The organism is Mesorhizobium kowhaii, from assembly GCF_003253745.1.
Lineage (GTDB): Bacteria > Pseudomonadota > Alphaproteobacteria > Rhizobiales > Rhizobiaceae > Mesorhizobium > Mesorhizobium kowhaii.
Map to the genome: position 1 here is coordinate 17,395 of NZ_MZXV01000032.1, position 26,999 is coordinate 44,393.

The window sequence follows — 26,999 nt, forward strand, 5'->3', positions numbered from 1 at the left end:
CTTTAATAGTCAACATTGAAGATGATTAAATGACTCAACAATTTGAATTTGGTGCGCGGCCGGAACGCCGCTGTGCGCATCGCAGGCAGTGAGGGTGTCGAGATGGGGTTGAGTGCATATCGTGCGGCGCGTCGGCGAAGCCGGGCCCAGGGCCTTGTGGTCGCATCGCTCTCGACCCTGCTTTGCGCGCAGGCCCTTGCGCAGGACGCCACGACCGAGCTCAACCCGATCAATGTCGAGGGGCAGACCGGCAGCCCGGTCGGCCCGGATGACGGCTATATCGCCAAGAATACCACCACCGGCTCGAAGACCGACACGCCGCTGAAGGAAATTCCGCAGTCGGTGTCGGTCATCACTCGCAAACAACTCGACGACCGCCAGCCGGGGCAGCTCGAGGACAGCCTATCCTATCTTGCCGGCGTCACGACTTCGCCATGGGGTATCGACGACCGCTTCGACCAATGCCTGATCCGTGGCTTCGACCTCTGCACGTCGGCGATCTATCGCGACGGCCTGCCGCAGAAGGTGATCGATTTCTCCGGCTTCAAGATCGAACCCTATGGGCTGGAGCGAATCGAGGTGCTGAAGGGACCGTCCTCGGTGCTCTACGGCGAGAACGAGGCCGGCGGCATGGTCAATGCCATCACCAAGCGGCCGACGGATAAGCCGATCTATGACGGCTTCCTCAGCTATGACAGCTTCAACACGGTCGAGGCCGGGCTCGATGTCGGCGGCCCGATCGACGATGCCGGCATATGGTCCTACCGGCTGACCGGTCTGGTTCGCAACGGCGAGATCGAAACCGACTATTCCCGCAACGACCGCATCTTCGTCGCGCCGGCGCTCAAGTGGCAGCCGGATGCGCAGACCTCGCTGACCATCCTGGCCAACTACCAATGGGACAGGCTGACCCCGATTCAGTTCCTGCCAGCGGAATACGGCAATCTGCCGCGTAATTTCTTCACCGGCTCGCCCGACTTCGACCGCTTCGATGCCAACCATGGGTCGATCGGCTACCAGTTCAGCCATGAGTTCGACGACCATTGGACGGTGCGGCAGAACCTGCGCTACTCGCAGCAGGAAACCGACTACCGGCAGCTCTATTATGGCGAATGGCTTGGCGGCCCAGACATGATCAACGACCATACGATGTCGCGCACGCTGTTCACCGTGGACGAGACGGCAACGCTTTTCAATGTCGACAACCAGGCCGAATACAAGGCGAGCTTCGGCGCGGTCGAAAACAAGCTGCTGTTCGGTCTCGATTACAACAGGCAGTCGGTCGACGGGCAGAACGGCTACGGGGAGGGTCCGCCGCTAGACACGCTGAACGCGGACTACTCGATCCCGGTCACGGCGCCGAGCCTGATCATTGCCGATCGCGTGCAGACGATCGGCCAGATCGGTCTTTATGCACAAAACCAGTCCAAGATCGCCGACCACTGGGTTCTGACCCTCGGCGGCCGGCAGGCCTGGATCGACAACACCAATCAGGACCGGATTGGTACGGGCAGCTACGATCAGAAGGACCATGCCTTCACCGGCAATGTCGGCATCGGCTATCTCTTCGACAATGGCTTGACGCCCTATGCCAGCTATGCCGAATCCTTCACCACCAATATCGGCCAGACATTGTCCAATGTGCCGTTCCAGCCCTCCAAGGGAAAGCAGTACGAAGTCGGCGTGAAGTACGAGCCGACCTTCTTCCCCGGATACCTCACCGCCTCGCTGTTCGACCTGCGCAAGACCAATGTGCTGACGACCGATCCGAGCAATCCGCTCGGCCAGGTGCAGACCGGAGAAGTCCGCCATCGCGGCCTCGAGATCGAGGCCAATGCCGATCTCGCTTTCGGCCTGAGCACGACAGCGGCCTACACCTATCTCGATGCGGAGATAGCGAAGGGCGACGACGCCGGCAACCGCCCTGCCAGGGTGCCGGAACACCAGGCATCGCTGTGGGCCAACTATGAAGTTGGCAGCGGCGTGCTCGAGGGCTTGAGCTTCGGCGCCGGCGTGCGCTACATCGGCGCAAGCTTTGGCGACAACACGAACACAGTCAACGTGCCCGGCCACACGCTGGTCGACGCGGCACTGCGCTACAAGAAGAACGGCTGGCAGGCGGCGCTCAATGTCTCCAACCTGTTCGACAAGACCTACTACTCGATTGCTATGAGAGCGGCAGCAAGTCCGACCTCAGCTGCATCTATGGCGAAGGCCGCGTCATCAAGGGCAGCCTCAGCATGAAGTTCTAATCACGCTGCCCAATTGCCCAGGTTGTGGCGATCTGGGCCAGTCAGGCACGGCCCGGTGCTTATCGGCGCCGGCTGCAAGGCGATTCCACCCGTCACGCCCGCTGCGACATGACGCCGCCCAGAATCGCGGCTCGCGCAGTCGAATCCAAACCCGGCATCATCTTTCCTCCACGAATTCAGTCCATAATGGGCCGGTCCACGGTCGCCTGGGGCACGAATCAAAAGCAAGCGGCAAGCCGCCGTCGGAAGATGGTGAAGACCGTGCCGAATGCATCAAGCGCAGTGCGATCGGGTTGCGCTCGGCGAGGCTTGATGATTTGTTGCCGCTATACGGAGAACGAATGATGCGAGAGCCTGCCGGTCAAGACGAATATGGGTCGACGAGTCCCTTCGATCCGGACGATCTGCCGACGTTGAATGCGATAGGTCCAAGCATGGGAAGCGGCAACGACTTCGAGAAATATGCGGTTGCGGTGATCATCGTGTTCGGCGCGCTGATCATTGGCGGGCTGATGGCTGCATCGATGACCTTCGGGCACCGCAATGGGTTCCTTTTTGCACTTGGCGGCGCCACATCGGCCTGGATATCGGGAAACGCGCTGCTGCTCGACCGGCCGCGCATTTACGCGCTGTTTGTCGGCATCGCCGCGTTGATGCTGATAGCGTCCACCGTCACGCTGATTTCGTGACGGTCTGGCTGTGAATTAGGACATCAATATCCGAGCGCTTCGCCCGATGCGGCACGGCTGTCGATAGCGCCATTGTAGCGGGCGCCGCCGCCCTTCTCGATTTCCGCCAGGCTCTTGCCGCCAACCAGGATGCCCGCCGCCTGGCCCCAGGTCGAATCACTGAGATCGAGGTGATAACCCATGCCGGCCAGCAGTTTCTCAGTGTCCGGCGACAGACCGAACGGCTCGATGTAAACCGTGTCGGGCAGCCATTGGTGGTGGATGCGCGGCGCGTCGATCGCCTCCTGGATGTTCATGCCATGGTCGACGACGTTGACGATGGCTTCCAGCGTGATGGTGATGATGCGCGAACCGCCCGGGCTGCCGATGACCATGAACGGCTTGCCGTCCTTGGCCACGACGGTCGGGCTCATCGACGATAGCGGCGTCTTCTTCGGCTGGATGGCGTTGGCTTCGCCCTGGACCAGACCATAGAGGTTGGGCACGCCGGGTTTCTGGGTGAAATCGTCCATCTCGTTGTTGAGCAGGATGCCGGTGCCGTCGGCGACGACGCCGGCGCCGAACGAGCCGTTCAGCGTATAGGTAACGGCGACCGCATTGCCGTCATTGTCGATGATCGAATAATGCGTCGTCTCCTTGCTCTCGCCAAAGCCCTTCGGCATCAGGTCCTGCGACACGCCGGCCCGGAACGGATCGATCTTGTCGCGGATGTCCTTGGCATAGGCCTTGTCCAGCAGTTTCGAGACCGGGTTTTCGACGAAATCGGGGTCGCCGAGCGCCGAATTGCGATCGACATAGGCGTAGCGCATCGCCTCGACCATGACATGGATCGTCTCGGCGGAACCGGCGCCGAGGTAAGACAACGGATAACCTTCCAGCACGTTGAGGATTTCGCAGATGATGACGCCGCCGGAGCTCGGCGGCGGCGAGGATGTGATCTCGTAGCCGCGATAGGTGCAGGTCACCGGCTTGAGTTCGCGAACCGCATATTGCTCGAAGTCCGGCTTGGCCAGGATGCCGCCCTTGGCGCCGCTCGCCTTGACGATGGCATCCGCAATGGCGCCTTTGTAGAAGGCATCAGGGCCCTTTTCGGAAATGGCGGCAAGCGAGGCGGCAAGGTCCGGCTGGATCAGGCGCTCGCCGATGCCATAGGGCTTGCCATCGGGTTTCATGAAAATGGCGGCAGCCGCGGGGTCCTTCGCCAGCCTGTCGGCACTGCCGGCAAAGGAGGCGGCATCGCCCTGATTGAGGATGAACCCGTCCTTGGCATAGCTGATCGCCGGCGCCATCAGATCCTGTCTGGACAATTTGCCATATTTTTCGCGGGCCATCTCTAAACCAGCCACTGAGCCCGGCACGCCGACCGCGAGGTAGCCGTTGAGGCTGGCGCCCTTCACCGGGTTGCCGTCCTTGTCGAGATACATCGTCTTGGTCGCCGCAAGCGGCGCCCGCTCGCGAAAGTCGAGGAAGGTCGATTTGCCGTCCTTGAAGCGGATGGTCATGAAGCCGCCGCCGCCGATATTGCCGGCATTGGGGTAGACGACGGCGAGCGCATAGCCGACGGCGACTGCCGCATCGACCGCATTGCCGCCCTTTTTCAGGACCTCGACGCCGACTTCCGACGCCAGATGCTGGGCTGTCACCACCATGCCATGCTCGCCCTTGGCTGGTGCGGGCGACGCGGCGAAGACGCTCGTCAATGGGGCCAGGACGAAGGTGATGGAAAGACTGGCGGCGATCAATGTCCGACGGGTGAGAGGCATGGCGGTTCTCCGGGCGGGGGGACGCCTAGAAGAACCCGTCAGGGCCGCCGAGTCCACCATCAATGGTGGACCAGGCAGATCAATTCAGATGTCAGACAATGCCGCCCGAGCCGCCGGCGACCACGGGACGTTCCGCCGCCACCTTGGTGCGGTACCCGGCCGCCCGGTAGGCGGCAACCGGATCGATGGCGCCGCCCGTCTTCAACCGCGCCATGGCGAGGATCGGCTCGACATCGGTTCGATAGGCGGCTTTCAGCGTCTGCGTCGCCATCAGCGCGTCATTGCTGTCCTGGTAGCCTTCCAGCGCCTTGCGATCGACCAACAACGCTTGTGCATAGGCGCGCTGTACCTCGACCGCCGACAGCATCAGGCTTTCGATCGGATCGGTGACGTTGTGGCTCTGGTCGAGCATATGGGCCGGATCGAAACCCTCGGCGCCTGAAAGCTCGGCATCGACCAGTTCGTTGAAGACCAGGAACAGCCGGTAGGGATCGATCGAACCGGCATCGAGGTCGTCATCGCCATATTTCGAATCATTGAAATGGAAGCCACCGAGTTTCTTGAACTGGATCAGCCGCGAGACGATCATCTCGATGTTGACGTTGGGCGCATGGTGGCCAAGGTCGACCAGGCAGAACGCCTTGTCGCCCAATTCCTTGGCGATCATGTAGTTGGTGCCCCAGTCCTGCACGACGGTGGAGTAGAAGGCCGGTTCGTACATCTTGTGCTCGGTGAACAGCTTCCAGCCGTCCGGCAGTCCGGCATAGATCTCTTTCATCGCGTCGAGATAGCGCTCGAAGGCTCTCGCGAAATTGACCTGGCCGGGGAAGTTCGAACCGTCGCCGATCCACACCGTCAGCGCTTTCGAGCCCAGCGTCTTGCCGATCTCGATGCATTCGAGATTGTGCTCGACCGCTTGCCGGCGCGTGCCGGCATCGGCATGCGACAGCGAGCCGAATTTATAGGAAAGCGTCTGGTCCTTGGCATCGGAGAAGGTGTTGGAATTCATGGCGTCGAAGCCGAGGCCGAAGCGCGAGGCCGCCTGTTTCAGCCGGTTCGGGTCGGCCTTGTCCCACGGAATGTGCAGGGACACGGTCGGCGTCGCCTGCGTCAGTTGCTTGATGACGGCGCAGTCCTCGATCTTGTCGAAAATGTCGCGCGGCTCGCCCGCGCCGGGAAAGCGGGCAAAGCGCGTGCCACCGGTGCCGACGCCCCAGGACGGGATCGCCACGGCGAATTTTTCGACCTTGTCGCGGATGACGTCGATGGCGATGCCGCGACGGTCGAGGCGCTCACCGAGCGAGGTGTAGTCACGCTCGAGATTGGCCCTGCGCGCGGCATTGTCCTTGTCGACGAGGTCGGCGGAGATGATGGATTCGGACACTATTGTTTCCTCCCAAATGCGTTCGGCCGGCGCTGCCCCTCATCCGCCTGCCGGCACCTTCTCCCCGTATAGACACGGGGAGAAGGGAAGCGCTCCGGCACCGCCTTCAAACGATTATCGCGTAAAACTCTGCGCGTTGCCCGCGTCGACATTGATGATGTTGCCGGTGGACTTGGCCGACATGTCGGAGGCGAAGAAATAGATAGCTTCGGCGATGTCCTCGGGAAACACCGAGCGCTTCAGCATCGAGCGTGAGCGGTAATGCTCCTCCAGATCGTCGGTCGACATCTTGTAGGCGGCGGCGCGCTGTTCCTTCCACTCGCCGGTCCAGATCTTCGAGCCGCGCAGCACAGCGTCCGGGTTGACGACATTGACCCTGATCTGCGCTTCCGCGCCTTCCAGCGCCAGGCAGCGCGCCAGATGAATCTCGGCGGCCTTGGCGGTGCAGTAGGCTGCGGCATTGGGCGAGGCGGCGAGGCCGTTCTTGGAGGCGACGAAGACGACGTTGCCACCAATCTTCTGCACCCGGAACAGCCGGAATGCTTCCCTGGAGACCAGGAAATATCCGGTCGACAGGATGTCCATGTTCTTGTTCCACAGCGCCAGCGTCGTCTCCTCGATCGGCGCCGAAGAGGCGAGACCAGCATTCGACACCAGAATGTCGATGCCGCCGAACTCGACCGCCGTGTCGGCGAAGCCGGAGACGACCTGATCCTCCGAGGTGACGTTGATCAGCACCGGCCGGACGAAATCCTTGCCATAGGCCTTGGCCAGCTCGTCATTGGCGCTGGCGAGCGCTGTCTCATCGATGTCGGCCAGCACGACGCAGGCGCCTTCGCGCAGCAGCCGGCTTGCCGTCGCGCGGCCGATGCCGCCGGCGCCACCGGTGACCAGCGCGATCTGGCCGGCAAGCGCCTTTGACTTCGGCATGCGCTGCAGCTTCAGGTCCTCGAGCAGCCAATATTCGATGTCGAAGGCTTCCTGTGCGGGCAAGCCGACATAGGACGAGACCGTCGAGGCACCGCGCATGACGTTGATGGCGTTGACATAGAACTCGCCCGAAATACGCGCCGTCGCCTTGTCGCCGGCGAAGGTGAACATGCCGACACCAGGCATCAGGTAGACCACGGCATTGGGATCGCGAATTGCGGGCGAATCCGCATGCTTGCAGCTGTCGTAGTAGGCCTGGTAGCCGACACGATAGGCGGCCACGTCGTCGGCGAGGCGCGCGATGACGGCATCGACATCGGGGTTGGCCGGATCGAATTCGATCACCAGCGGGCGGATCTTGGTGCGCAGGAAATGGTCCGGACACGAGGTGCCGAGTGCCGCCAGCGGACGCAAATCCCTGGAGTTGACGAATTCGAGCACGGCGGGCTGGTCGTCGAAATGACCGAGCTTGTGGCTCTTTTCCGAAATCAGGCCGCGGATCCTGGGCATCAGCTTCGCAGCGATGGCGCGGCGTGCGGTGGCGTCGAGCGATTTGACAGCCTCGCCACCGAAGATGGCCAAGCCCTCGGAGCGGCGCTCGAACCATTCGATCGCCTGATTGATCACCGAGATCGTCGTCTCGTAGCATTCCTTCGGCGTGTCGCCCCAGGTGAACAGGCCATGGCTTTCCAGGATGACACCCTTGGCCGCGGGATGTTCGAGGCAGAATTTCTCCAGCCAAAGGCCGAGTTCGAAACCCGGCCGCTTCCACGGCAGCCAGCCGATGGCATCGCCGAAAATCTCCCTGGTCAGCGCCTTGGAATCCTTCGCGGCAGCGATGGCGATGATCGCGTCGGGATGCATGTGGTCGACATAAGGCTTCGGCACGAAGGCATGCAGTGGCGTGTCGATCGAGGCCGCGCGCGGATTGAGATTGAAGGTGCAGTGCGGCAGGAAGCCAACCATCTCGTCTTCATGCGCGAGGCCTCGATAAAGCCCCTTCAACGCCCGCAGCTTGTCCATGTAGAGCGTCGCGAAACCGTCGAGCTTGATCGAGGCGCTGTCGCCGCCCGAACCCTTGACCCAAAGCACTTCGACGTCCTCGCCGGTGAGCGGGTCTTTCTGCCGTATCTTCGAGGAGGTGTTGCCGCCGCCATAATTGGTGACGCGCTTGTCGGAACCGAGCGTGTTCGAGCGATAAACCAGAATCTCCGGCTCGCTCATCGATTGAGCCTTGGCCTCGTCCCACAGATTGGCGAGGCGTGCGCCGGTGCGCTTGTCGAGCATGGATAATCCTCCCGAAGGCACGCAAACGGTGCGGCCCATTTGGTCCGAATTTCCACGGAAGCGTCCGGCTTGTCAATCACAAACGATCAACACCGATCATATTGCACTGCACAATGAAATTATATGATCGGAAATGATTGACACTGCGCGTTTTGGGTGCCTAGATGCTTGGGCAGGGAGGAACCATGCACGAAAAAGAGCGCCACAGGATCATTCTGTCCGCCGTCCAGGAAAAGCCTGTGGTGACGGTGCAGGAGATGGTCGACCTGACGGAGTCGTCCGAGGCGACGATCCGGCGCGACATCGCGGCGCTCCACGTCCAGAAGCGCCTGCGCCGTGTGCGCGGCGGCGCCGAGGCGATCTCGCCGCCGCAGTTCATCGGCCTCGCCGGCCGGCCCTTTTCAGTCAACGAAACGCTCAATGCCGCGCAGAAGCGGGCGATCGCCCGCGAAGCGGTCGAATTGTGCAAAGACGGCGAGCCGATCATCATCAATGGCGGCACCACCACCTTCCAGATGGTGCATTTCCTGACCGGCCGCCGCATGCCGATCTTCACCAATTCGTTCCCGATCGCCGAGCATTTGCTCAAGCACTCCAAGAACACGGTGATGCTGTCGGGCGGCACCATCTACCGCGAGCAGAACATCATCCTGTCGCCCTTCGACAATGACGTGACCCGCAATTTCTATGCGCGCCGCATGTTCATGGGCGCCCAGGGGCTGGGACCGCTCGGTCTGATGGAAGGCGACCCGCTTTTGATCCAGGCGGAGCAGAAACTGATCGACCAGGCCGACGAGCTGGTGGTGCTGGTCGACTCCTCGAAATTCCGCAAACGCTCCAGCCTGATCCTGTGCGGACTGTCGCGCATCGCCACCGTCATCACCGATGACGGCATCGAGGATCGCGAAGCCAAAATGCTCGAGACCGCTGGCGCGACGCTGATCGTCGCCCGCAAGTCGGCAACCAACAAGGAAGAATCTTCACTGCAGGCCTGAGGCCAACTCACGCCCGCAGCGGCGATGGAATGCAACGCTCAAGGGAGGATATTCGATGAGCTTTTTGAAGAAATTGATGGTGACGGCGGCGTTCTCGGCCGCCATGTTCGTGAATGCAGCCTATGCAGAAAACGTCAAGATCGCACTGGTGGTGAAGTCGCTTGGCAACGGCTTCTTCGATGCCGCCAACAAGGGCGCCGAAGAGGCGGCCAAGGAACTCGGCGATGTCGATATCATCTACACCGGCCCGACCAAGGCGACCGCCGAAGCGCAGATCGAGGTGGTCAATTCGCTGATCGCACAGAAGGTCAACGCCATCGCGATTTCGGCCAACGACGCCGACGCGCTGGTGCCGGTGCTGAAGAAGGCCATGGAGCGCGGCATCACCGTCATCTCCTGGGATTCGGGGGTCGCCAAGGAAGGCCGCCAGCTTCACCTCAACCCGTCCGACACCGGCCTGATCGGCGAGACCATCATCAAGCTGGCAGCCGATTATCTGCCGGAAGGCGGCGACGTCGCCATCCTGTCGGCGTCTTCCACTGCGACCAACCAGAACGCCTGGATCGACGCGGCCAAGAAAATCCTGCCGGAGAAGTTCCCAAAGATCAAACTCGTCGCCACCGTCTACGGCGATGACGATTCGGCCAAGAGCACGGACGAAGCCAAGGGCCTGCTGAAGTCCTACCCGAACCTCAAGGCTATCATCGCACCGACCACCGTCGGCGTTGTTGCCGCGGCCCAGGTGGTGACCGACGAGAACCTGATCGGCAAGGTCAACGTCACCGGGCTCGCGCTGCCGTCCGAGTTCAAGAAGTTCATCGACAACGGCGCCTCGCAGGCGGTTGCGCTGTGGAACCCGATCGACCTCGGCTACTCGGCCGTCTACCTCGCCCATGATCTGGCGGTGAAGAAGGAAGAGGCCAAGCCGGGCGCCACGCTGTCGATCGGCCGCGTCGGCAAGGTCACGCTCGACGACACCAACTCGGCTGCGATGGCTCCGCCCTTCCAGTTCGACAAGAGCAACATCGAGAAGTTCTCCAAGATCTATTGATCTGGAGCTCCTTCGAGCTAACGCGGCGGGGCAGAGCACGATCAGCAAAAGTGGAAGCCGGTTTTGCGTTTGATCGTGCTCCAGAATCAAAGCGGCGCATGATCTTATCGTCAAAGTCTTCAACTTTGACGGATGCGCTGTCCCGCCGCGACTTTAAACCGACCTTGTTTCAGGGCTTGATACGACGATGGACACGACAGCCCAACACGGCACGGCAAAGGAGAGGCCATTGGCCTCGACCCCACGCCTGACGCTGTCCGGCGTCTCAAAGAGCTTTCCCGGTGTGCGCGCGCTGCACGATGTCAGCCTGTCGCTCTATCCGGGCCAGGTGACAGCCCTGATCGGCGAAAACGGCGCCGGCAAGTCGACGCTGGTCAAGATCATGACCGGCATCTACCAGCCCGATACGGGCACCATCAGCATAGACGGCCAGGCCATCACTCTGCCCAGCGCGCACGCCGCTTTCGGCTATGGCGTTACCGCGATCCATCAGGAAACGGTGCTGTTCGACGATCTGACGGTCGCTGAAAACATCTTTCTCGGCCACGCGCCACGCACGCGCTTCGGCACCATCGACTGGCGCACGATGCGCAAGAATGCGCGCGAAGTGCTCGACACCATGCATGCCGGCCATATCGACGCCGATGCGCGGCTGAAGGACCTCGGCATCGCCAACAAGCATCTCGTCGCCGTCGCCCGTGCCATGTCGATCGACGCGCAGATCGTCATCATGGACGAGCCGACCGCGGCGCTTTCGATGAAGGAGATCGAGGAGCTGTTCCTGCTCATCGAGTTCCTCAAGAGCGAAGGCAAGGCGATCCTGTTCATCAGCCACAAGTTCGACGAGATCTACCGCATCGCCGACCGCTACACGGTGTTCCGCGATGGCGAGATGGTCGGCGAAGGCCTGATCAAGGATGCCGGCCAGAGCCAGATCGTGCGCATGATGGTCGGCCGCTCGGTCGACCATATCTTTCCGCAGCGCAAGGCCGAGATCGGCGCGCCGGTGCTTTCCGTTTCCGGCCTGTCGCACCCGACCGAGTTCAACGACATCGGCTTCGAGTTGCACAAGGGCGAGATCCTCGGCTTCTACGGCCTTGTCGGCGCCGGGCGCAGCGAGGTGATGCAAGCGATATCCGGCATCACCCGCACCAATGGCGGCACGATCACGCTGGAAGGCAAGACGATCGCGCCGAAATCGGCGGCGGATTCGATCGATGCCGGCATCGTCTACGTGCCGGAGGAACGCGGCAAGCAGGGCGTGGTGATCGGCCTGCCGATCTTCCAGAACGTTTCGCTGCCCTCGCTCAACCGCACCTCCAAATCCGGCCTGCTGCGGCTGTCGGAGGAGTTCGCGCTCGCCCGCTCCTACACCGAGCGGCTCGACCTGCGCGCTTCCTCGCTCAGCCAGGATGTCGGCACGCTGTCGGGCGGCAACCAGCAGAAGATCGTCATCGCCAAATGGCTGGCGACCACGCCCAAGGTGATCATCCTCGACGAACCGACCAAGGGCATCGACATCGGCTCGAAGGCCGCCGTGCACGGCTTCATGGCCGAGCTGGTGGCACAGGGCCTGTCGGTTATCATGGTGTCGTCCGAGCTGCCGGAAATCCTCGGCATGTCCGACCGCGTCGTCGTCATGCGCGAAGGCCTTGTCGCGGCGGTCTATGACAACAAGGGACTGGACGCCGAGACGCTGGTCAGGACGGCAGCGGGGATCGCGGCATGAAAGCCTTTCTCAAATACCGCGAAATCTGGCTGCTTGCGGCCATCGTCGTGCTGATCGGGCTGATCTCGACCCGCTTCCCGGCCTTTGCCGACCCCGGCAATCTGCGCCAGGTGTTCAACGACACCTCTATCCTGATGATCCTGGCGCTTGGCCAGATGGTGGTGATCCTGACCCGGTCTATCGACCTGTCGATGGCGTCCAACCTCTGCTTCACCGGCATGGTCGTGGCGATGCTGAACGCCGCACACCCGGCGATCCCGATCCCGCTGCTGATCGTCATCGCACTGGTCGTCGGGCTGGTGCTCGGCGCCATCAACGGCCTGCTGGTGTGGCGGCTGAACATCCCCTCGATCGTGGTGACATTGGGCACGCTGACGATCTATCGCGGCGCCACTTTCGTCCTGTCCGGCGGCGCCTGGGTCAATGCCGACAAGATGAGCCCCGACTTCATCGGCTTTCAGCGTGCGGCCTTCCTCGGCATTCCGGTGCTGTCGTGGATTGCCATCCTGGTGATCGCGCTGTTCTTCGTCTTGATGACACGCACAGCGCTTGGCCGTTCGATCTATGCCATCGGCGTCAATCCGACGGCATCGGTCTATGCCGGCATCGATGTCGGCCGGACGAAATTCATCGTCTTCTGCATCTCCGGCATGATCGGCGGGCTTTCCGGCTACCTCTGGATCTCGCGCTATGTGATCGCCTCGGTCGAGGTCGCCAACGGCTATGAGCTCAACATCATCGCCGCCTGCGTCATCGGCGGCATCTCGATCGCCGGCGGCATCGGCTCGGTCGGCGGCACGGTGCTCGGCGCGCTGTTCCTCGGCATCATTTCCAACGCACTGCCGGTGATCAACATCTCGCCCTTCTGGCAGATGGCGATTTCGGGCAGCGCCATCATTCTCGCCGTCGTGCTCAACGCGCGCAGCGAACGCCAGCAGGGCCGCATCATCCTCAAAAAAGTGGAGGCGGCATGACCGACGTCCCGGCCCCCCGCCACATTCCCGACCGGCTCGACAAGCCGCTGAGCTCAGCGATCTTTTCCTGGGAGGCGCTGCTGGTCGTGGTGGCCGCCGCCATCTTCGCCATCAACAGCTTCGCCTCGCCCTATTTCCTCGATCCCTATTCGCTGTCCGATCTCACCTTCAACTTCACCGAGAAGGGCCTGATCGCCTTTGCCATGGCGCTGCTGATCATTTCCGGCGAGATCGACCTGTCGGTGGCTGCCATCATCGCGCTGGCGTCGACCATGATGGGCATGGCGGTGCAGGCCGGCGCCGGCACGCCGGTGCTGGTGCTGATCGGCATCGTCGTCGGGCTCGGCTGCGGCACCTTCAACGGCTTGCTGGTGACACGGCTGGGATTGCCGTCCATCGTCGTCACCATCGGCACGATGAGCCTGTTTCGCGGCATCGCCTTCATCATCCTCGGCGACCAGGCCTACAAGGGCTATCCCGAAAGCTTCGCCTTCTTCGGCCAGGGTTACGTCTGGTGGGTGGTGTCGTTCGAGCTGGTGCTCTTCCTCATCGCGGCCGTCGTCTACTGGTTCGTGCTGCATCGGACGAGTTTCGGGCGTCGTGTCTTTGCCATCGGCAACAATCCGGTCGCGGCGCAGTTTTCCGGCGTGCGCGTCGGCCGCACCAAGTTCATCCTGTTCTGCCTGACCGGGCTGATGTCGGGCATCGCCGCTGTGCTGATCACCTCGCGGCTCGGCTCGACCCGGCCGTCAATCGCGCAGGGCTATGAGCTCGAAGTCATCACCATGGTGGTGCTCGGCGGCGTCAGCATCCTCGGCGGCGCCGGCAGCATTTTGGGCGTCGTGCTCGCCGCCTTCATCATGGGGCTGGTGACCTTCGGCCTTGGCCTGCTCAACGTGCCCGGCATCGTCATGTCGATCTTCATCGGCCTGCTGCTGATCATCGTCATCGCGCTGCCGATCGTCTGGCGGCGGCTGCGCGGAGGACGCTGATGGCTGAGAAATACGTGTTCAAGATGAAGCTCAAGCCGGGCATGAAGGCCGAATACAAGAAGCGTCACGACGAGATCTGGCCATCGCTGGTCGCTCTGCTGAAGCAGGCCGGCGTTTCCGACTATTCGATCCATGTCGACGCGGAGACCAACATTTTGTTCGGCGTGCTGTGGCGGCGAGACGATCACGGTATGGACGATCTGCCGAAGCATCCGGTGATGCAGCGCTGGTGGGCTCACATGGCCGACATCATGGAGACCAAGCCGGACAACGAGCCGGTGGCCGTGCCGCTGGAAACCGTGTTCCATATGGCATGAGCGCGATGCGCCACATCGCCGTCATCGACATCGGCAAGACCAATGCCAAGGTGGCGCTGGTCGATCTCGCGACGTTGAGTGAGATCGCGCTGCGCCGCATGGCCAATGCGCCGGTGCGGCAGGCGCCCTACCCGCATCACGATGTCGAGGCGTTGTGGACGTTCATCCTCGACAGCCTTGCCGGCCTCAACCGCGAACAGCGCATCGACGCCATTTCGATCACCACGCATGGTGCGACGGGCACGCTGGTCGACGCTGCGGGCGAACTTGTGCTGCCAGTCCTCGATTATGAATTCGATGGCCCCGACAGGCTGGCAGTGGACTATGATGCGATCCGCCCACCCTTCGCCGAGACCGGCACGCCGCGCCTGCCGCTCGGCCTCAATCTCGGCGCGCAATTCTTCTGGCAGCAAAAAAGCTTCCCGGCGGAATTCGCCAAGGCCGCCGCGATGCTGATGTATCCGCAGTACTGGGCGCTACGCCTGACCGGCGTCGCCGCCAACGAGGTGACTTCGCTCGGCTGCCACACCGATCTGTGGAACCCGTGGCAAGCGGATTTTTCATCGCTGGTCGACCGCCTGGGTTGGCGCGACCTGATGGCGCCGGTGCGGCCAGCCAAAGACCGCCTCGGCCCGATCCTGCCCGCGCTTGCCGCGCGAACCGGCATCGATCCGCGAACGCCGGTGTTCTGCGGCCTGCACGATTCCAACGCCTCGCTGCTGCCGCATCTCCTGTCCGACGCGCCACCCTTCTCCGTGGTCTCGACTGGCACCTGGGTGGTGTCGATGGCCGTCGGCGGCAAACAGATTGTGCTGGATGCGGCGCGCGATACGCTGGTCAATGTCAGTGCGCTCGGCAACCCTGTCCCCTCGGCACGGTTCATGGGAGGCCGCGAGTTTTCCGTGCTGACGGAAGGCCATCCGGACAACTGGACCGAAGAGGATGTCGGCGCCGTGCTGGCGCAAAAGACATTGCTGCTGCCATCGACCCAGCAAGGGTCGGGACCGTTCCCGCACCATGCCGCGATATGGCTTGACGCTGACGGCATGAACAGTGGCCAGCGCTTTGCCGCCATCTCGTTCTACCTGGCACTGATGACGGCGACCTGCCTCGACCTGATCGGCGCCGACGGCCCGACCACGGTCGAAGGGCCCTTTGCGCGCAACCGGCTCTTTGTCGGCATGCTGGCGGCAAGCACGGCGCGCGCCGTTGTCGCGTCCGAGGCCGCCACCGGCACCAGTATCGGCGCCGCGTTGCTGGCTAGGGACCGGGCAACGGCTCATGGCAAAGGCGAAAGAATGGAGCCGCCGACCGATCCGGCCTGGGTCAATTACGTCAGCGCGTGGCGTGCGGCGGTCGAAGCACAGGGATAGGGTCTGTTTGTTTGGGCATGATTTTTTCCGAAAACCGGAACCCACTTTTCGGCATCATGCCCAGCTACAAGATCCGCTTGCCGAAGGCCGACATGACGAAGTTGATCGTGTCGGTGCCGATCCGAGGTTCCAGATCCGCGCTCAGGCCCGAAACATCCATCGACAGCAGCCCACCGGAGAGCGCGATTGCCTCCATCGCCTGATGGGTTTCGCGCACGGTGAGGCCACCGGAGCCGGCGGCCCAGCCGGCGAATTCGGTGACATCAGGCGAATAGCTGACATGAAAACCCTGCGTGCCGGAGGTGGCGATGCGGATCGCCTCATGCATCAGGTCGCGCATGCCCATGGCGTCGATATCGGTCATGGTGAAGGCCGCGACGCGCGAATCCTTCAGCACCCGCGCTTCCGCCGGATCGGCGTGGCGCAGGCCGACGATAACGACATTCTCCGGCGACAGCTGCGGCTGCAGCGCACCCGCCTTGTGGTCGAGGCCGAGGGCGCGCGCCAGCACCGAGCCTTCCGGAAGGTCGATGCCATCCTCGTCCTCGGGCATTAGGGCGGCGATGGAATCGATCCAGATCAGGCCGAAGGAATGCGTCGCGCGCGCCGTTGCCGTCAGCGCCTTGTGCGCGATGCGGCGATCGGCGCCGGCGGCCAGCCGGATCAACCCCGATGGCGGCCGCTCGATATCGGCGAGTTCGACGACGTCGAAATTCATCGCCTCAAGCCGGGCGCCGGTTCCTTCCCGGGCCAGGATGCCGGCAGCGCCCTGTTCCGCCAGTATCGACACCATCTTGCGGCCGGAAAAATCCTCGACATCGTGCATCGGGGCCTTTTCGACATATTCCGAGGTCATCGCCAGCAGCATGGCGCCATAGCTCATGCGGAAGGCGACGCGGTCGCCGACGGCCGGCGGCGGATCGGCATCAGCGACATCCAGCAGCAGATGGTCGCTGGAGGCACCTAGCACCCGCACGCCCTTGGCGATCGGCGTCAGCCCCTCGACCAGCACATCCTCGCGGCCGATATTAGCGATGGCGCGCAGCCTGTCGCCCTCGTCGGGAAAGACCGGCTGGTTGCCGAAGGCGTCGTAGCCGGATTGCCCGATCGGCCGTGACGGCTTGAGCTTGACCTCGATGATGTCGCTGGTCAGGCGGCAGGCGTCGGGTTCGAGTTCAGCCCACGGCACATCGCGGAAGGTTTCGACGCCACCTTGCAGGATCGCCTCGCCGACGCGCAGATTGTTGATGCCGGCCGGTAGCTTGCCTTCCAATAACAGCGGCAGCGACGACGAGGCGCCACCGGAGATCCAGTCGAGGCTTTTGCCGGACAGGCGCTCGGTCTTGTAGGCGTGGGCGACGAGCTGCCCGAGATTTTCCTCGGTCGGCATGATGGCGCCGAAACAGCCGAGATTGGTGCCGATGCCGGCAATGCGCACGCCCTTGAACTGCAGGATCTGCTCGACTGTGGGGATCAGGTCGCTCGGCCAGATGCCTTCGCGGAGATCGCCGAGGTCGATCATCAGCATGATGTCGTGGACGCGGCCCATGCGCTCGGCGATGCGCGAAATCTCGCGGATGATGGTCAGTTCCGACTGCAGGCTCACGTCGACGGTGCGCACCACTTCCTCGACACGCGCCATCGGCGGGCTGCGCAGCAGCATGATCGGTGCGTTGATGCCGCTGTCACGCAGCCGGCGGATGTTTTCGAAACGCGATTCGGCGATGCCGGCGACACCACCGCGTAGCATGGCGCGCGCCACTTGCGGCATGCCGCAGGTGCCCTTGGTGACGCCGAACACCTTGATGCCCGACAGCGCGCAGCGTTCGACGATTGTGCGCGTGTTGCGCTCGATGCGGCCAAGGTCGATGGCGACTTGCGGTCCCGACATTCCTAGCCTCCGTAGACCAGTCCCTGCGGATCGATCTCCGGCTTGCGGCCGGCGACCAGATCGGCAAGGAATTTCCCCGAGCCGCAAGCCATGGTCCAGCCGACATGGCCATGGCCGGTGTCGAGATAGAGATTCTCATACCGCGCCTGGCCGATGACCGGCACCGAGTTTGGCATCATCGGCCGCAGGCCCGCCCACAGCTCCGCTTTCTTCTCGTCGAAGGCGCCGGGGAACAGATCCTTCCCGGTTCTGAACATGGCTGCGAAGTCGCTTGGCTTGTGGGTGCGGTCGAAGCCGGTGAATTCGGCGGTCGAGGCGAGCCGCAGCCGGTTGCCCAGCCTGGAATAGGCGATCAGCTGGTCCTCGTCGGCGCCGCCCATGGTCGGACCCTTGCTCTCGTCCTCCAGGGGAATCGTCGCCGTATAGCCCTTCACCGGATAGACAGGCAGGTCGATGCCGTAACGGCGGCCGAGCAAGCCGCTCTCCGGTCCCATCGAGATGACCACGGCATCGCCGGCAATCGGACCGGCCGAAGTCATCACCGCGCGCACCCGGTCGCCCTCGATGTCGAGGCCCTCGACCGTCGTGCCGTAGAGAAATTTCACGCCGAGCTTTTCGGCGGCGTAGGCGGCGAGCTTCTCCACAAACTGCCGGGAATCGCCGGTCTGGTCGATCGGCGAATAGACGCCACCGGCGATCTTTTCCTTCACGCCGGCAAGACCCGGTTCAAGCTCGATCAGCCGGTCGCGGCCGACGATCTCGATCGGCAGGCCATGCTCGGCCAGATAGCGATAATTGTCGGTGCCGGTGTCGAGACTGTGCTGCGAGCGAAAGAAATAGAGGATGCCTTTCTTGCGCTCGTCATAGCCGATGCCGGTGTCGGCGGAGATGGCGTTGATGCAGTCGCGCGAATAGAGCGCCAGGCGCAGCTTGACCCGGCTGTTGGCGCGCAAGCGCTCTTTCGTGCACTGGCGCAGGAAGCGCAGGCTCCAGGCGAGGAAATAGGGATCGAAGCGCAGCCGCACCTTGATGCCGAGATCATGGTTGTAGAGCGCGCGCAGGAAGGTCTTCAGCGCCGCCGGCGAGGCCCAGGCAGTGGCGTCGCCCGGCGACACCAGGCCGGCATTCGACTGGCTGGTGCCGCGCGCCGGCGCCGCATGGCGCTCGATCACGGTGACGTCGTGACCTTCGCTGGCCAGATAATAGGCGGCCGCCGTACCGACAACGCCGGCCCCAAGCACCGTTATTTTCATGCCATCCCCCGAAACTCTTCGCGGCACAGCGCCTCCACGCCTGCCGCGAATGCCTTCAATAGCGCTTCACCGCGCGCCTTGCGAGCCCTTGGAGAAAGCCCTTGTCAGCCCCGTGCGGAGTTCTTGCCGGTCAGGATGCGCTCCCAGGCCAGTGCGTCGGCAACGATCTGGTCGAGATCGTCGCGTTGTGGGGTCCAGCCGAGTTCCGCGCGGGCGAGGTCCGAATTGGCAACCACCGCCGCGGCGTCGCCGGGACGGCGATCGCCCATCTTCACCTCGAAATCATGGCCAAAGGCGCGGCGCACGCTGTCGATGACCTCGAGCACCGAATAGCCATGGCTGTAGCCGCAATTGGCGACGAGGCTCTGCCCCCCGTCGCGCAGCCGCTGCAGGGCAAGGCGATGCGCCGCCGCCAGATCGCTGACATGGATATAGTCGCGCATGCAGGTGCCGTCCGGCGTCGGGTAGTCGGTGCCGAACACCTGCATGAAGGGGCGTTTGCCGAGCGCCGTTTCGCAAGCGACCTTGATCAGATGGGTGGCGCCGGGCGTCGACTGGCCGGTGCGGCCCTTCGGGTCGGCGCCGGCGACGTTGAAGTAGCGCAGCGCGGTGTAGCGGAGCCCATGCGCGATTGCCGCATCGCGCAGCATCCATTCGCTCATCAGCTTGGACAGGCCATAGGGCGATTCCGGCGCCAGGCGGGCATCTTCGCGCACCGGCTCCAGTCCAGCGCCGCCATAGACGGCGGCGGTCGAGGAGAAGATGAAATTGGGCACGCCCTCGCGCACCGCGGTTTCGATCAACGTACGCGTCTTGCAGGTGTTGTTCTCGTAATAGCCGAGCGGGTCGGCGACCGATTCCGGGACCACGATGGAACCGGCGAAATGGATGATCGCGTCGACCTGATTGTCACGAATGATGCCGCCAACCAGTTCCTTGTCGGCGACATCGCCGACGACCAGCTTTGCCTCGGGCGCCACCGCCCATTCGAAGCCGGTCGAAAGGCGGTCGAGAACGACCACGCTTTCGCCGGCATCCAGCAACTCCCAGACCATATGGCTGCCGATATAGCCGGCACCGCCTGTCAACAAAACCGTCATCCCAGTCCTCGCATCTTAAGATTTATCGGAAACTGTCTCAACCACCGCCTTACTGGAAAGCCTGCCGCATGGCCATTAGAACCCGTGGTAACCGGCATCATCGGCATGTGGCATCATCCTGAAACAAAGTTGATCCACATCAAGGGAATAGGCCACGATCCGTGGTCGTTAGGAACAGGTCCGGGGCGTGGCATTTTGACCAAAAAGGCCCGGTGGACGACCAATAGGGCAATGATTATGATCCCGCGCAAAATTGGGAAGTCGACATGAACTATCAGCGGTTCTTCGAGGAAGCGATCGATCAGCTCCATGCCGAGCGTCGCTACCGCGTCTTCGCCGACCTCGAGCGTATTGCAGGCAAGTTTCCGCGCGCCATCTGGCGTTCCAATGGCCGCGCGGAGGAAATCACCGTCTGGTGCTCCAACGACTATCTCGGCATGGGCCAGCATCCCGATGTCATCGCCGCGTTTCAGAATGCGGCGGGCAAGATGGGCTCTGGCGCCGGCGGCACCCGCAACATTTCCGGCACCAGCAACCCGCTGGTCGAGCTCGAGCTGGAGCTTGCCGACCTGCACGACAAGGAGGCGGCCCTTGTCTTCACCTCCGGCTTCGTCTCCAACGAAGCGTCGATCTCGACCATCGCACGGCTTCTGCCCAACTGCCTGATCATTTCGGATGAACTGAACCACGCCTCGATGATCGAAGGCGTGCGGCGCTCGGGTGCGGAAAAGAAGATCTTCCGCCACAATGACGTCGCGCATCTGGAAAGCTTGCTGCAGGCGGCCGGCCGCGAACGCGCCAAGCTGATCGTCTTCGAAAGCGTCTATTCGATGGATGGCGACATCGCGCCGATCAAGCAGATCGTCGAGCTCGCCGAGCGCCACAACGCCATGACCTATATCGACGAGGTCCATGCCGTCGGCATGTACGGACCGCGTGGCGGCGGCATCACCGAGCGCGAAGGCCTCGCCGACCGCATCGACATCATCGAAGGCACCCTGGCCAAGGCGTTCGGCACGCTCGGCGGCTACATCACCGGCACCAGCGCTGTCATCGACGCCGTGCGCTCCTATGCGCCGGGCTTCATCTTCACCACGGCGCTGCCGCCGGCGATCGCCGCCGCCGCGACCACGTCGATCCGCCATCTCAAGCGCTCGCAGGCCGAGCGCGATGCCCAGCAGCGGCAGGCGACGCGAACCAAGCAGATCCTCTCGGCCGCCGGCCTGCCGGTGATGGAGTCGCCCACCCATATCGTGCCGCTGCTGGTCGGCGACCCGGAACTCTGCAAGATGGCAAGCGACCGCCTGCTTGGCGTGCACGGCATCTACATCCAGCCGATCAATTACCCGACCGTGCCGCGCGGCACGGAGCGGCTGCGCATCACGCCGACGCCGTTCCATTCCGACGCGCTGATCGCGGAGCTACAGGACGCGCTGGTCGAGACCTGGGATGCGCTGGGCATTCCCTACGGCTCCGCCGGCCGGCCTTCGGTCGCCAAGAGCGACCGGGTCATTCCACTGCTGGTGCCCAAGTCAGGCGGCTGAAGCCCGTTTGAAACTCCACTCAAACGCTCTTCATCCACTTCGCCAGCCGGTGCGCCGCTTCCTCGACCTGGTCGAGGCGGCGGTGGAAGCACAGCCTGAGAAAGGCTTCGCCACCGGGGCCGAAGGCGGTGCCGGGCGCCAGGCCGACATTGGCCTTGTCGACGATGTCGAAGGCGGCGGTGCGTGAATCGGTGATGCCGTCGACCGTGAAGAACAGATAGAACGCGCCTTGCGGCACGGTGAACCGGGCGCGGCCGGTGGCCCCGAGAATGCCGCAGACCAAGTCGCGCGCCTTCCTCGCCCGCTCCACCTGTTCGGCAATGAAACCATCGCCCTCATCAAGGGCTGCTACCGCGCCACGCTGCATGAACTGGGCGACGCCGGAGTTCGAATACTGGATCAGGTTCTCGAACACCTGCTGCAAGGCGGGATGGGTCTTGATCCAGCCGACGCGCCAGCCGGTCATCGCCCAGTTCTTGGAAAAACTGTTGACGAACAGGACGCGATCCTCAGCCGTCGCGATGTCGAGGAAGGACGGCGCGCGGCCATGGCCATAGTGGAACAGCGAATAGATCTCATCGGCGATGATCCAGAGGTTTTTCGCACGCGCAAGATCGAGGATCGCCTGCAAGGTCTCATGGTCGGCGGTCCAGCCGGTTGGGTTCGACGGCGTGTTGATGAACAGCGCCTTGGTGCGCGGCGTGATCGCCGCCGCGATCTTCTCGACGTCGCAGGACCAGCCATTGCCGGAATGGTCGAGCGTGACCGGCACCGGAACGGCTCCCGATATCGCCGCGGCAGCGTCGAAATTCGGCCAGGCCGGCGACAGATAGACAACCTCGTCGCCGGCGCCGGCGAGCGCGTCGAGCGCCAGCTGGATGGCATGCATGCCGGACCCGGTGACGATGAACTGTTCCTCGGGGAAGGTCTTGCCGAAATGCCTGGCGTAGTAGCGGGCAAGCGCTTGCCTGAGATCGGGGATGCCCCTTTGCCAGGTGTAGAACGTCTCGCCGCCGGCCAGCGCCTTCGACGCGGCATCGGTGATGAATGGAGGCGTCGGCAGGTCGCCCTCACCGGCCCAGAGCGGGATCATGCCCTCGCGCAGGCGGCCGTAATTGACGACGGCGACAATGCCGCTTTCGGGCGCTGCGCGGGCTTCCGCGCGCAAGCTGTCGATCAAGGTCATGGCGGCTCCGTTCCAATCTCGGGCGTTAATCAGCGCTCCTTACCAGATGCGAAAACAGAAAACCCCGGCCGCGAACGACCGGGGTTTTGGTCCAGCAATGCTGTACTAAACTATCTTTTGGCGAGCAGGTCGCGAATTTCGGTCAGCAGCGCAACGTCGGCGGGCGGCGGCGCGGCAGGTGCTGCCGGCTTCTCGGCCTCAAGCCGCTTGCGCAGATTGTTCACCGCCTTGACCATCAGGAAGATAATGAAAGCGAGGATGATGAAATTCAGCGCCACCGTTATGAAGCTGCCAAAGGCGAAAACAGCGCCTTGCTTTTTGGCGTCCGCCAGCGAGGTGGCGTTGACGGCCGAGGACAGTCCAAAGAAATAGTTGTTGAAGTCCAATCCACCGAAAATCGCGCCGACGATCGGCATGATGATATCGTTGACAAGGGAATCGACAATCTTGCCAAAAGCAGCGCCGATGATGACGCCGACGGCCAAGTCCATCACGTTGCCCTTGGAAATGAATTCCTGGAATTCTTTCAGCATTCGACCCTCCTTGTCATGACCGGCCCCGCTGCCGTTCCGTCCTTGCGGCATCGACCTGAAGACAACATAACAAAAACCTGGGGTTGCAACATGGGCGAAAAGGAGAAAACAACCGGTTTCGCCTTACCTTGCGGCACCTTGGCTGTGTGGTGTCTGAATGTCGCGGCCGCAATCATGCTTCCAAAGCCGCAATGGACTCGGACGCCAAGCTGTGATTGCGTTCGGACAAGCCGGACAAAAAGACGGCAAAGGAGGAAATTCCAGGCGTGCAGGGCTTGTTCATCGTCATCATCGCGATCGCCTATGTGACGCTGTTGTTCGCCATCGCCAGCCTGGGCGATCGCCGTTCGGCGATATCCGGGCCGAGCCGGGCGCGGCCGTTCATCTACGCGCTCAGCCTTGCCATTTACTGTACGTCCTGGACCTTCTTCGGCTCGGTCGGCCTCTCCTCCGAGCGCGGCCTCGAATTCCTCGGCATCTATACCGGCCCGATACTGGTGTTCGTGTTCGGTTTTCCGCTGCTCAACCGCATCGTGCGGCTGGCCAAGACAGAGAAGATCACCTCGATCGCCGACTTCCTCGGCGCCCGCTATGGCAAGAGCTTCACCGTCGCCGCGATCGCGACCCTGATCGCCACCATCGGCGCGGTGCCCTATATCGCGCTGCAGTTGAAGGCGATCTCCGGTTCGGTCAGCCTGATGGTCGAGCACTACACGGGCTCACCACCCTCCTTCGATCCGTTCGTCAGCGACATCTCGCTGGTCGTTGCCATGCTGCTGGCGCTGTTTGCGGTGCTGTTCGGCACCCGCCACGCCGACGCCACCGAACATCAGGACGGGCTGGTGCTCGCAGTGGCGGTCGAGACCGTGGTCAAGCTCGCCGCCTTCCTGGCGATCGGCCTGATGGTCACCTTCCTGATTTTCGGCGGCCCGGGCGATATGTTCGACAAGCTCGCCCAGAACGCACAGGTCCGGCAGGCGATGGGCTACAGCACCTCGCTTGCCACCTGGCTGGTGCTGACTTGCCTGAGCGGCTTTGCCATCATCATGCTGCCGCGGCAATTCTACGTCACCATCGTCGAGAACCGCGACGAGGCCGAGTTGCGCACCGCGACATGGGTGTTTCCGCTCTACCTCGTGGCGATCAATTTGTTCGTGCTGCCGATCGCCTTTGCCGGCCTGTCGCTGGTCGGCACCGGGACCAGCAGCGATCTCTATGTGCTGTCGCTGCCTTTGTTCAGCGGCCATGATCTGCTGGCGATGGCAGCCTTCATCGGCGGCCTGTCGGCGGCAACGGCCATGGTGATCGTCGAAAGCGTCGCGCTGTCGATCATGATCTCCAACGACCTCGTCATTCCGCTGTTCGTGCGCCGCCTGCTCAAGACCTCGACCTCCGAGAACGAAGACTGGTCGACGCTCATCCTCAATGTGCGGCGCGGGGCGATCTTCATCCTGCTGTTCATCGCCTTCCTTTACTACCGTGAGAGCACCAACAGCGCGCGCCTGTCGTCGATCGGCCTGATGTCCTTCGCGGCCATCGCCCAGTTCGCGCCGGCGCTGATCGGCGGGCTGATCTGGCGCGGCGCCAATGGCAGGGGTGCAGCACTCGGCATGGTCGCCGGCATCCTCGTCTGGGGCTACACGCTGCTGTTTCCATCGCTTGCCGCACCCGATACCGGTATCATCGTGCACGGACTGTTCGGCTTCGAGGCGTTGCGGCCGCAGGCACTGTTCGGCACCGTCGCCGAACCGCTGAACCACGGCGTGTTGTGGAGCCTGTCGATCAATGCGGTGTTCTTCGTGCTCGGCTCGCTGTCGCGCGCGTCGGTGCCGCTGGAACGCATCCAGGCGTCGATCTTCGTGCCGCGCGATGCCGGCCCGATGCCCAGCCTGCGCCGCTTCCGCACCGCCATCACTGTCAACGACCTCAAGGACACGATCTCGCGCTATCTCGGCGTCGAGCGCACCGAGCGGTCCTTCCAGTCGTTCGAAAAGACCAACGGTGCCTCGCTGCACGGCAACGAGCAGGCGAGCATGGACGTCATCCGATTTTCCGAGCAGCTGCTGGCCAGCGCCGTCGGTTCTTCCTCGGCACGGCTGATCCTGTCGCTGCTGTTTCGGCGCCACGACCGCGAATCCAAGGATGCCTTCCGGCTGCTCGACGACGCCACCGAGGCGCTGCAGCACAACCGCGACCTCTTGCAGATCGCGCTCGACCAGATGGAGCAAGGCATCACCGTCTTCGATCGCGATTTCCGCCTGATCTGCTGGAACCGCCAGTACCGGGCGCTGTTCGACCTGCCCGACGAGATGGGTCAGGTCGGCGTCTCGCTCGACCGCATCCTGCGCCATCTCGCCGAGCGTGGCGACATTCCGGCGGACCAGCGTGTGGCGATGCTCAACCGGCTGACCAGTTTCGTCAGCCCATGGCAGATGGAATTGAAGACCAGCGGCCGCATCCTGGAGCTGCGTTCCAACCCGATGCCGGATGGCGGCATCGTCGCCACCTATGCCGACATTTCCGGACGCGTAGAACAGGATCTGGCGCTGAAGCGCGCCAATGAATCACTGGAGCAGCGCGTCAAGACCCGCACCATCGAGTTGACCCGCGTCAACGAGGAACTGGCGCAGGCACAGATGCTGGCCGAGGAAGCCAATCTCGGCAAGACGCGCTTCCTCGCTGCCGCTGGCCACGACATCCTGCAGCCGCTGAATGCCGCCCGGCTCTATTGCTCGTCACTGATCGAGAAGGCCGGCAAGGGGCCTGCCGGCAAGGCAGCGGTCAACATCGAATCCTCGCTGGAATCGGTCGAGACCATTCTCGGCGCCGTGCTCGATATCTCCCGCCTCGATGCCGGCGCAATGAAGCCGGACGACACCGCCTTCAACCTCGACGGACTGCTGCGCCAGATCGGCAATGATTTTCGGCCGCTGGCCGCCGAAAAGAAGCTCGGCCTGACGATCATGCCGTCATCGCTGACCGTGATGACGGACCGCAACCTGCTGCGCCGCCTGATCCAGAATCTCGTCTCCAACGCCATCAAATACACGCGGAACGGCCGTGTGCTGGTTGGCGTGCGGCGACGCGGCGAACTGGCCGAGATCCAGGTGATCGACACCGGCATCGGCATCGCCGGCGACAAGTTGAACACTGTCTTTCACGAGTTCACCCGGCTGGACGAAGGTGCGCGCGAAGCCGAGGGCCTCGGTCTCGGCCTCTCCATCGTCGACCGTATCGCCCGGGTGTTGCGCCTGGAGATCCGGATCTTTTCCAATCCGGCCAAGGGTACGCGCTTCTCCGTCATCCTGCCGGTCGCGGCGGTACAGGAGCCGCGACGCGAGATCGAAACCAGGGCTCCTGCCCATGCGACGGCTTCGCTGGCCGGGTTGCGCGTGCTCTGTATCGACAACGATGCCCGCATCCTCGAAGGCATGCGGCTCCTGCTCGAGGGCTGGGGCTGCAGTGTCGACACGGTGTCCGGCTCAAGGGATCTGGCGAGTGCCACGATGCACCGCCCGGACATCGTCCTTGCCGACTACCATCTCGACGGTGAAACCGGCCTCGACATCATCGTCAGGTTGCGCGCGATCCATGGCGACACCCTGCCGGCCGTGCTGGTCACCGCCGACCGCTCCAACGAGGTGCGCACAGTCGCGGGCGGGCTCGAGATTCCGTTGATCAACAAGCCGCTGAAACCGGCGGTGCTGCGTTCGACGATGGCCAGGGTCAGGCCGCTGGCATCGGCCGCCGAATAAT

The 26,999-nt window shown here is 63.0% G+C and carries 19 protein-coding genes; 11 read left to right on the forward strand and 8 right to left on the reverse strand.

Annotated elements, in window-relative coordinates; all coding sequences use genetic code 11:
• Positions 1-72 precede the first annotated feature (72 nt).
• Together B5V02_RS12995 and B5V02_RS13000 are read left to right on the forward strand one after the other, a co-directional pair.
• Complete coding sequence (locus B5V02_RS12995; protein WP_146606065.1) at positions 73-2,244, forward strand: TonB-dependent siderophore receptor; 2,172 nt, start codon at positions 73-75, stop codon at positions 2,242-2,244.
• 349 nt (positions 2,245-2,593) lie between these two features.
• Positions 2,594-2,941, forward strand: coding sequence for a hypothetical protein (locus tag B5V02_RS13000; protein ID WP_167458483.1), 348 nt, complete (start codon positions 2,594-2,596; stop codon positions 2,939-2,941).
• A gap of 23 nt (positions 2,942-2,964) precedes the next feature.
• Here B5V02_RS13000 and ggt read toward each other — a convergent pair whose 3' ends face one another.
• The 3 genes from ggt to B5V02_RS13015 form a co-directional block, all read right to left on the reverse strand.
• Positions 2,965-4,704: a gamma-glutamyltransferase gene (ggt, locus tag B5V02_RS13005; protein ID WP_111544586.1), complete on the reverse strand. Its 1,740-nt coding sequence runs from the start codon at positions 4,702-4,704 to the stop codon at positions 2,965-2,967.
• A gap of 91 nt (positions 4,705-4,795) precedes the next feature.
• A complete protein-coding gene (gene rhaI, locus B5V02_RS13010) occupies positions 4,796-6,088 on the reverse strand; it encodes an L-rhamnose catabolism isomerase (protein ID WP_111544587.1) in 1,293 nt (430 codons plus the stop codon).
• Positions 6,089-6,202: 114 nt separating this feature from the next.
• Positions 6,203-8,305, reverse strand: a complete 2,103-nt coding sequence (locus B5V02_RS13015; RefSeq protein WP_111544588.1) for a bifunctional rhamnulose-1-phosphate aldolase/short-chain dehydrogenase — start codon at positions 8,303-8,305, stop codon at positions 6,203-6,205.
• Between the two features lie 185 nt (positions 8,306-8,490).
• On the opposite strand from B5V02_RS13015, the gene B5V02_RS13020 reads away from it, so the two are divergent.
• From B5V02_RS13020 to B5V02_RS13050, 7 genes are all read left to right on the forward strand, one after another.
• Complete coding sequence (locus tag B5V02_RS13020) at positions 8,491-9,300, forward strand: DeoR/GlpR family DNA-binding transcription regulator (RefSeq protein ID WP_111544589.1); 810 nt, start codon at positions 8,491-8,493, stop codon at positions 9,298-9,300.
• 55 nt (positions 9,301-9,355) lie between these two features.
• A complete protein-coding gene (rhaS, locus tag B5V02_RS13025; RefSeq protein ID WP_027055502.1) occupies positions 9,356-10,351 on the forward strand; it encodes a rhamnose ABC transporter substrate-binding protein in 996 nt (331 codons plus the stop codon).
• Between the two features lie 187 nt (positions 10,352-10,538).
• Positions 10,539-12,080, forward strand: coding sequence for a sugar ABC transporter ATP-binding protein (locus tag B5V02_RS13030; protein WP_111544590.1), 1,542 nt, complete (start codon positions 10,539-10,541; stop codon positions 12,078-12,080).
• The gene (locus B5V02_RS13035; protein WP_111544591.1) at positions 12,077-13,054 is read left to right on the forward strand and encodes an ABC transporter permease; all 978 of its coding nucleotides are present in this window, start codon (positions 12,077-12,079) and stop codon (positions 13,052-13,054) included. The genes B5V02_RS13030 and B5V02_RS13035 overlap by 4 nt, the downstream gene beginning before the upstream one ends.
• A complete protein-coding gene (locus B5V02_RS13040; RefSeq protein WP_111544592.1) occupies positions 13,051-14,046 on the forward strand; it encodes an ABC transporter permease in 996 nt (331 codons plus the stop codon). Before B5V02_RS13035 ends, B5V02_RS13040 begins: the two co-directional genes overlap by 4 nt.
• On the forward strand, positions 14,046-14,363 hold the full coding sequence (gene rhaM, locus B5V02_RS13045; protein ID WP_111544593.1) for an L-rhamnose mutarotase: 318 nt from the start codon (positions 14,046-14,048) through the stop codon (positions 14,361-14,363). Before B5V02_RS13040 ends, rhaM begins: the two co-directional genes overlap by 1 nt.
• On the forward strand, positions 14,360-15,736 hold the full coding sequence (locus tag B5V02_RS13050; RefSeq protein WP_111544594.1) for an FGGY-family carbohydrate kinase: 1,377 nt from the start codon (positions 14,360-14,362) through the stop codon (positions 15,734-15,736). Before rhaM ends, B5V02_RS13050 begins: the two co-directional genes overlap by 4 nt.
• A gap of 64 nt (positions 15,737-15,800) precedes the next feature.
• Here the strand turns inward: B5V02_RS13050 and B5V02_RS13055 are convergent, their stop codons facing one another.
• The 3 genes from B5V02_RS13055 to galE all read right to left on the reverse strand — a co-directional run bounded on the left by B5V02_RS13055 (position 15,801) and on the right by galE (position 19,980).
• Positions 15,801-17,627, reverse strand: a complete 1,827-nt coding sequence (locus B5V02_RS13055; protein ID WP_111544595.1) for an alanine racemase — start codon at positions 17,625-17,627, stop codon at positions 15,801-15,803.
• Between the two features lie 2 nt (positions 17,628-17,629).
• Positions 17,630-18,880, reverse strand: a complete 1,251-nt coding sequence (locus B5V02_RS13060) for a D-amino acid dehydrogenase (RefSeq protein WP_111544596.1) — start codon at positions 18,878-18,880, stop codon at positions 17,630-17,632.
• 104 nt (positions 18,881-18,984) lie between these two features.
• Complete coding sequence (gene galE, locus B5V02_RS13065; protein ID WP_111544597.1) at positions 18,985-19,980, reverse strand: UDP-glucose 4-epimerase GalE; 996 nt, start codon at positions 19,978-19,980, stop codon at positions 18,985-18,987.
• Between the two features lie 266 nt (positions 19,981-20,246).
• Here galE and hemA point away from each other — a divergent pair, with 266 nt between their 5' ends.
• Positions 20,247-21,524, forward strand: a complete 1,278-nt coding sequence (gene hemA / locus B5V02_RS13070; protein ID WP_111544598.1) for a 5-aminolevulinate synthase — start codon at positions 20,247-20,249, stop codon at positions 21,522-21,524.
• Between the two features lie 19 nt (positions 21,525-21,543).
• On the opposite strand, the gene B5V02_RS13075 is transcribed toward hemA, so the two are convergent.
• Together B5V02_RS13075 and mscL are read right to left on the reverse strand one after the other, a co-directional pair.
• Positions 21,544-22,710 carry a pyridoxal phosphate-dependent aminotransferase gene (locus tag B5V02_RS13075; RefSeq protein WP_111544599.1) on the reverse strand — a complete coding sequence of 389 codons (1,167 nt, stop codon included), beginning with the start codon at positions 22,708-22,710 and terminating at the stop codon, positions 21,544-21,546.
• A 110-nt stretch (positions 22,711-22,820) separates the two neighbouring features.
• Positions 22,821-23,243 (reverse strand): large conductance mechanosensitive channel protein MscL, encoded by a 423-nt coding sequence (gene mscL / locus B5V02_RS13080; RefSeq protein ID WP_111545369.1) that lies wholly within the window; start codon positions 23,241-23,243, stop codon positions 22,821-22,823.
• Between the two features lie 266 nt (positions 23,244-23,509).
• Here mscL and B5V02_RS13085 point away from each other — a divergent pair, with 266 nt between their 5' ends.
• A complete protein-coding gene (locus B5V02_RS13085; RefSeq protein ID WP_111545370.1) occupies positions 23,510-26,998 on the forward strand; it encodes a PAS domain-containing hybrid sensor histidine kinase/response regulator in 3,489 nt (1,162 codons plus the stop codon).
• Position 26,999 lies beyond the last annotated feature (1 nt).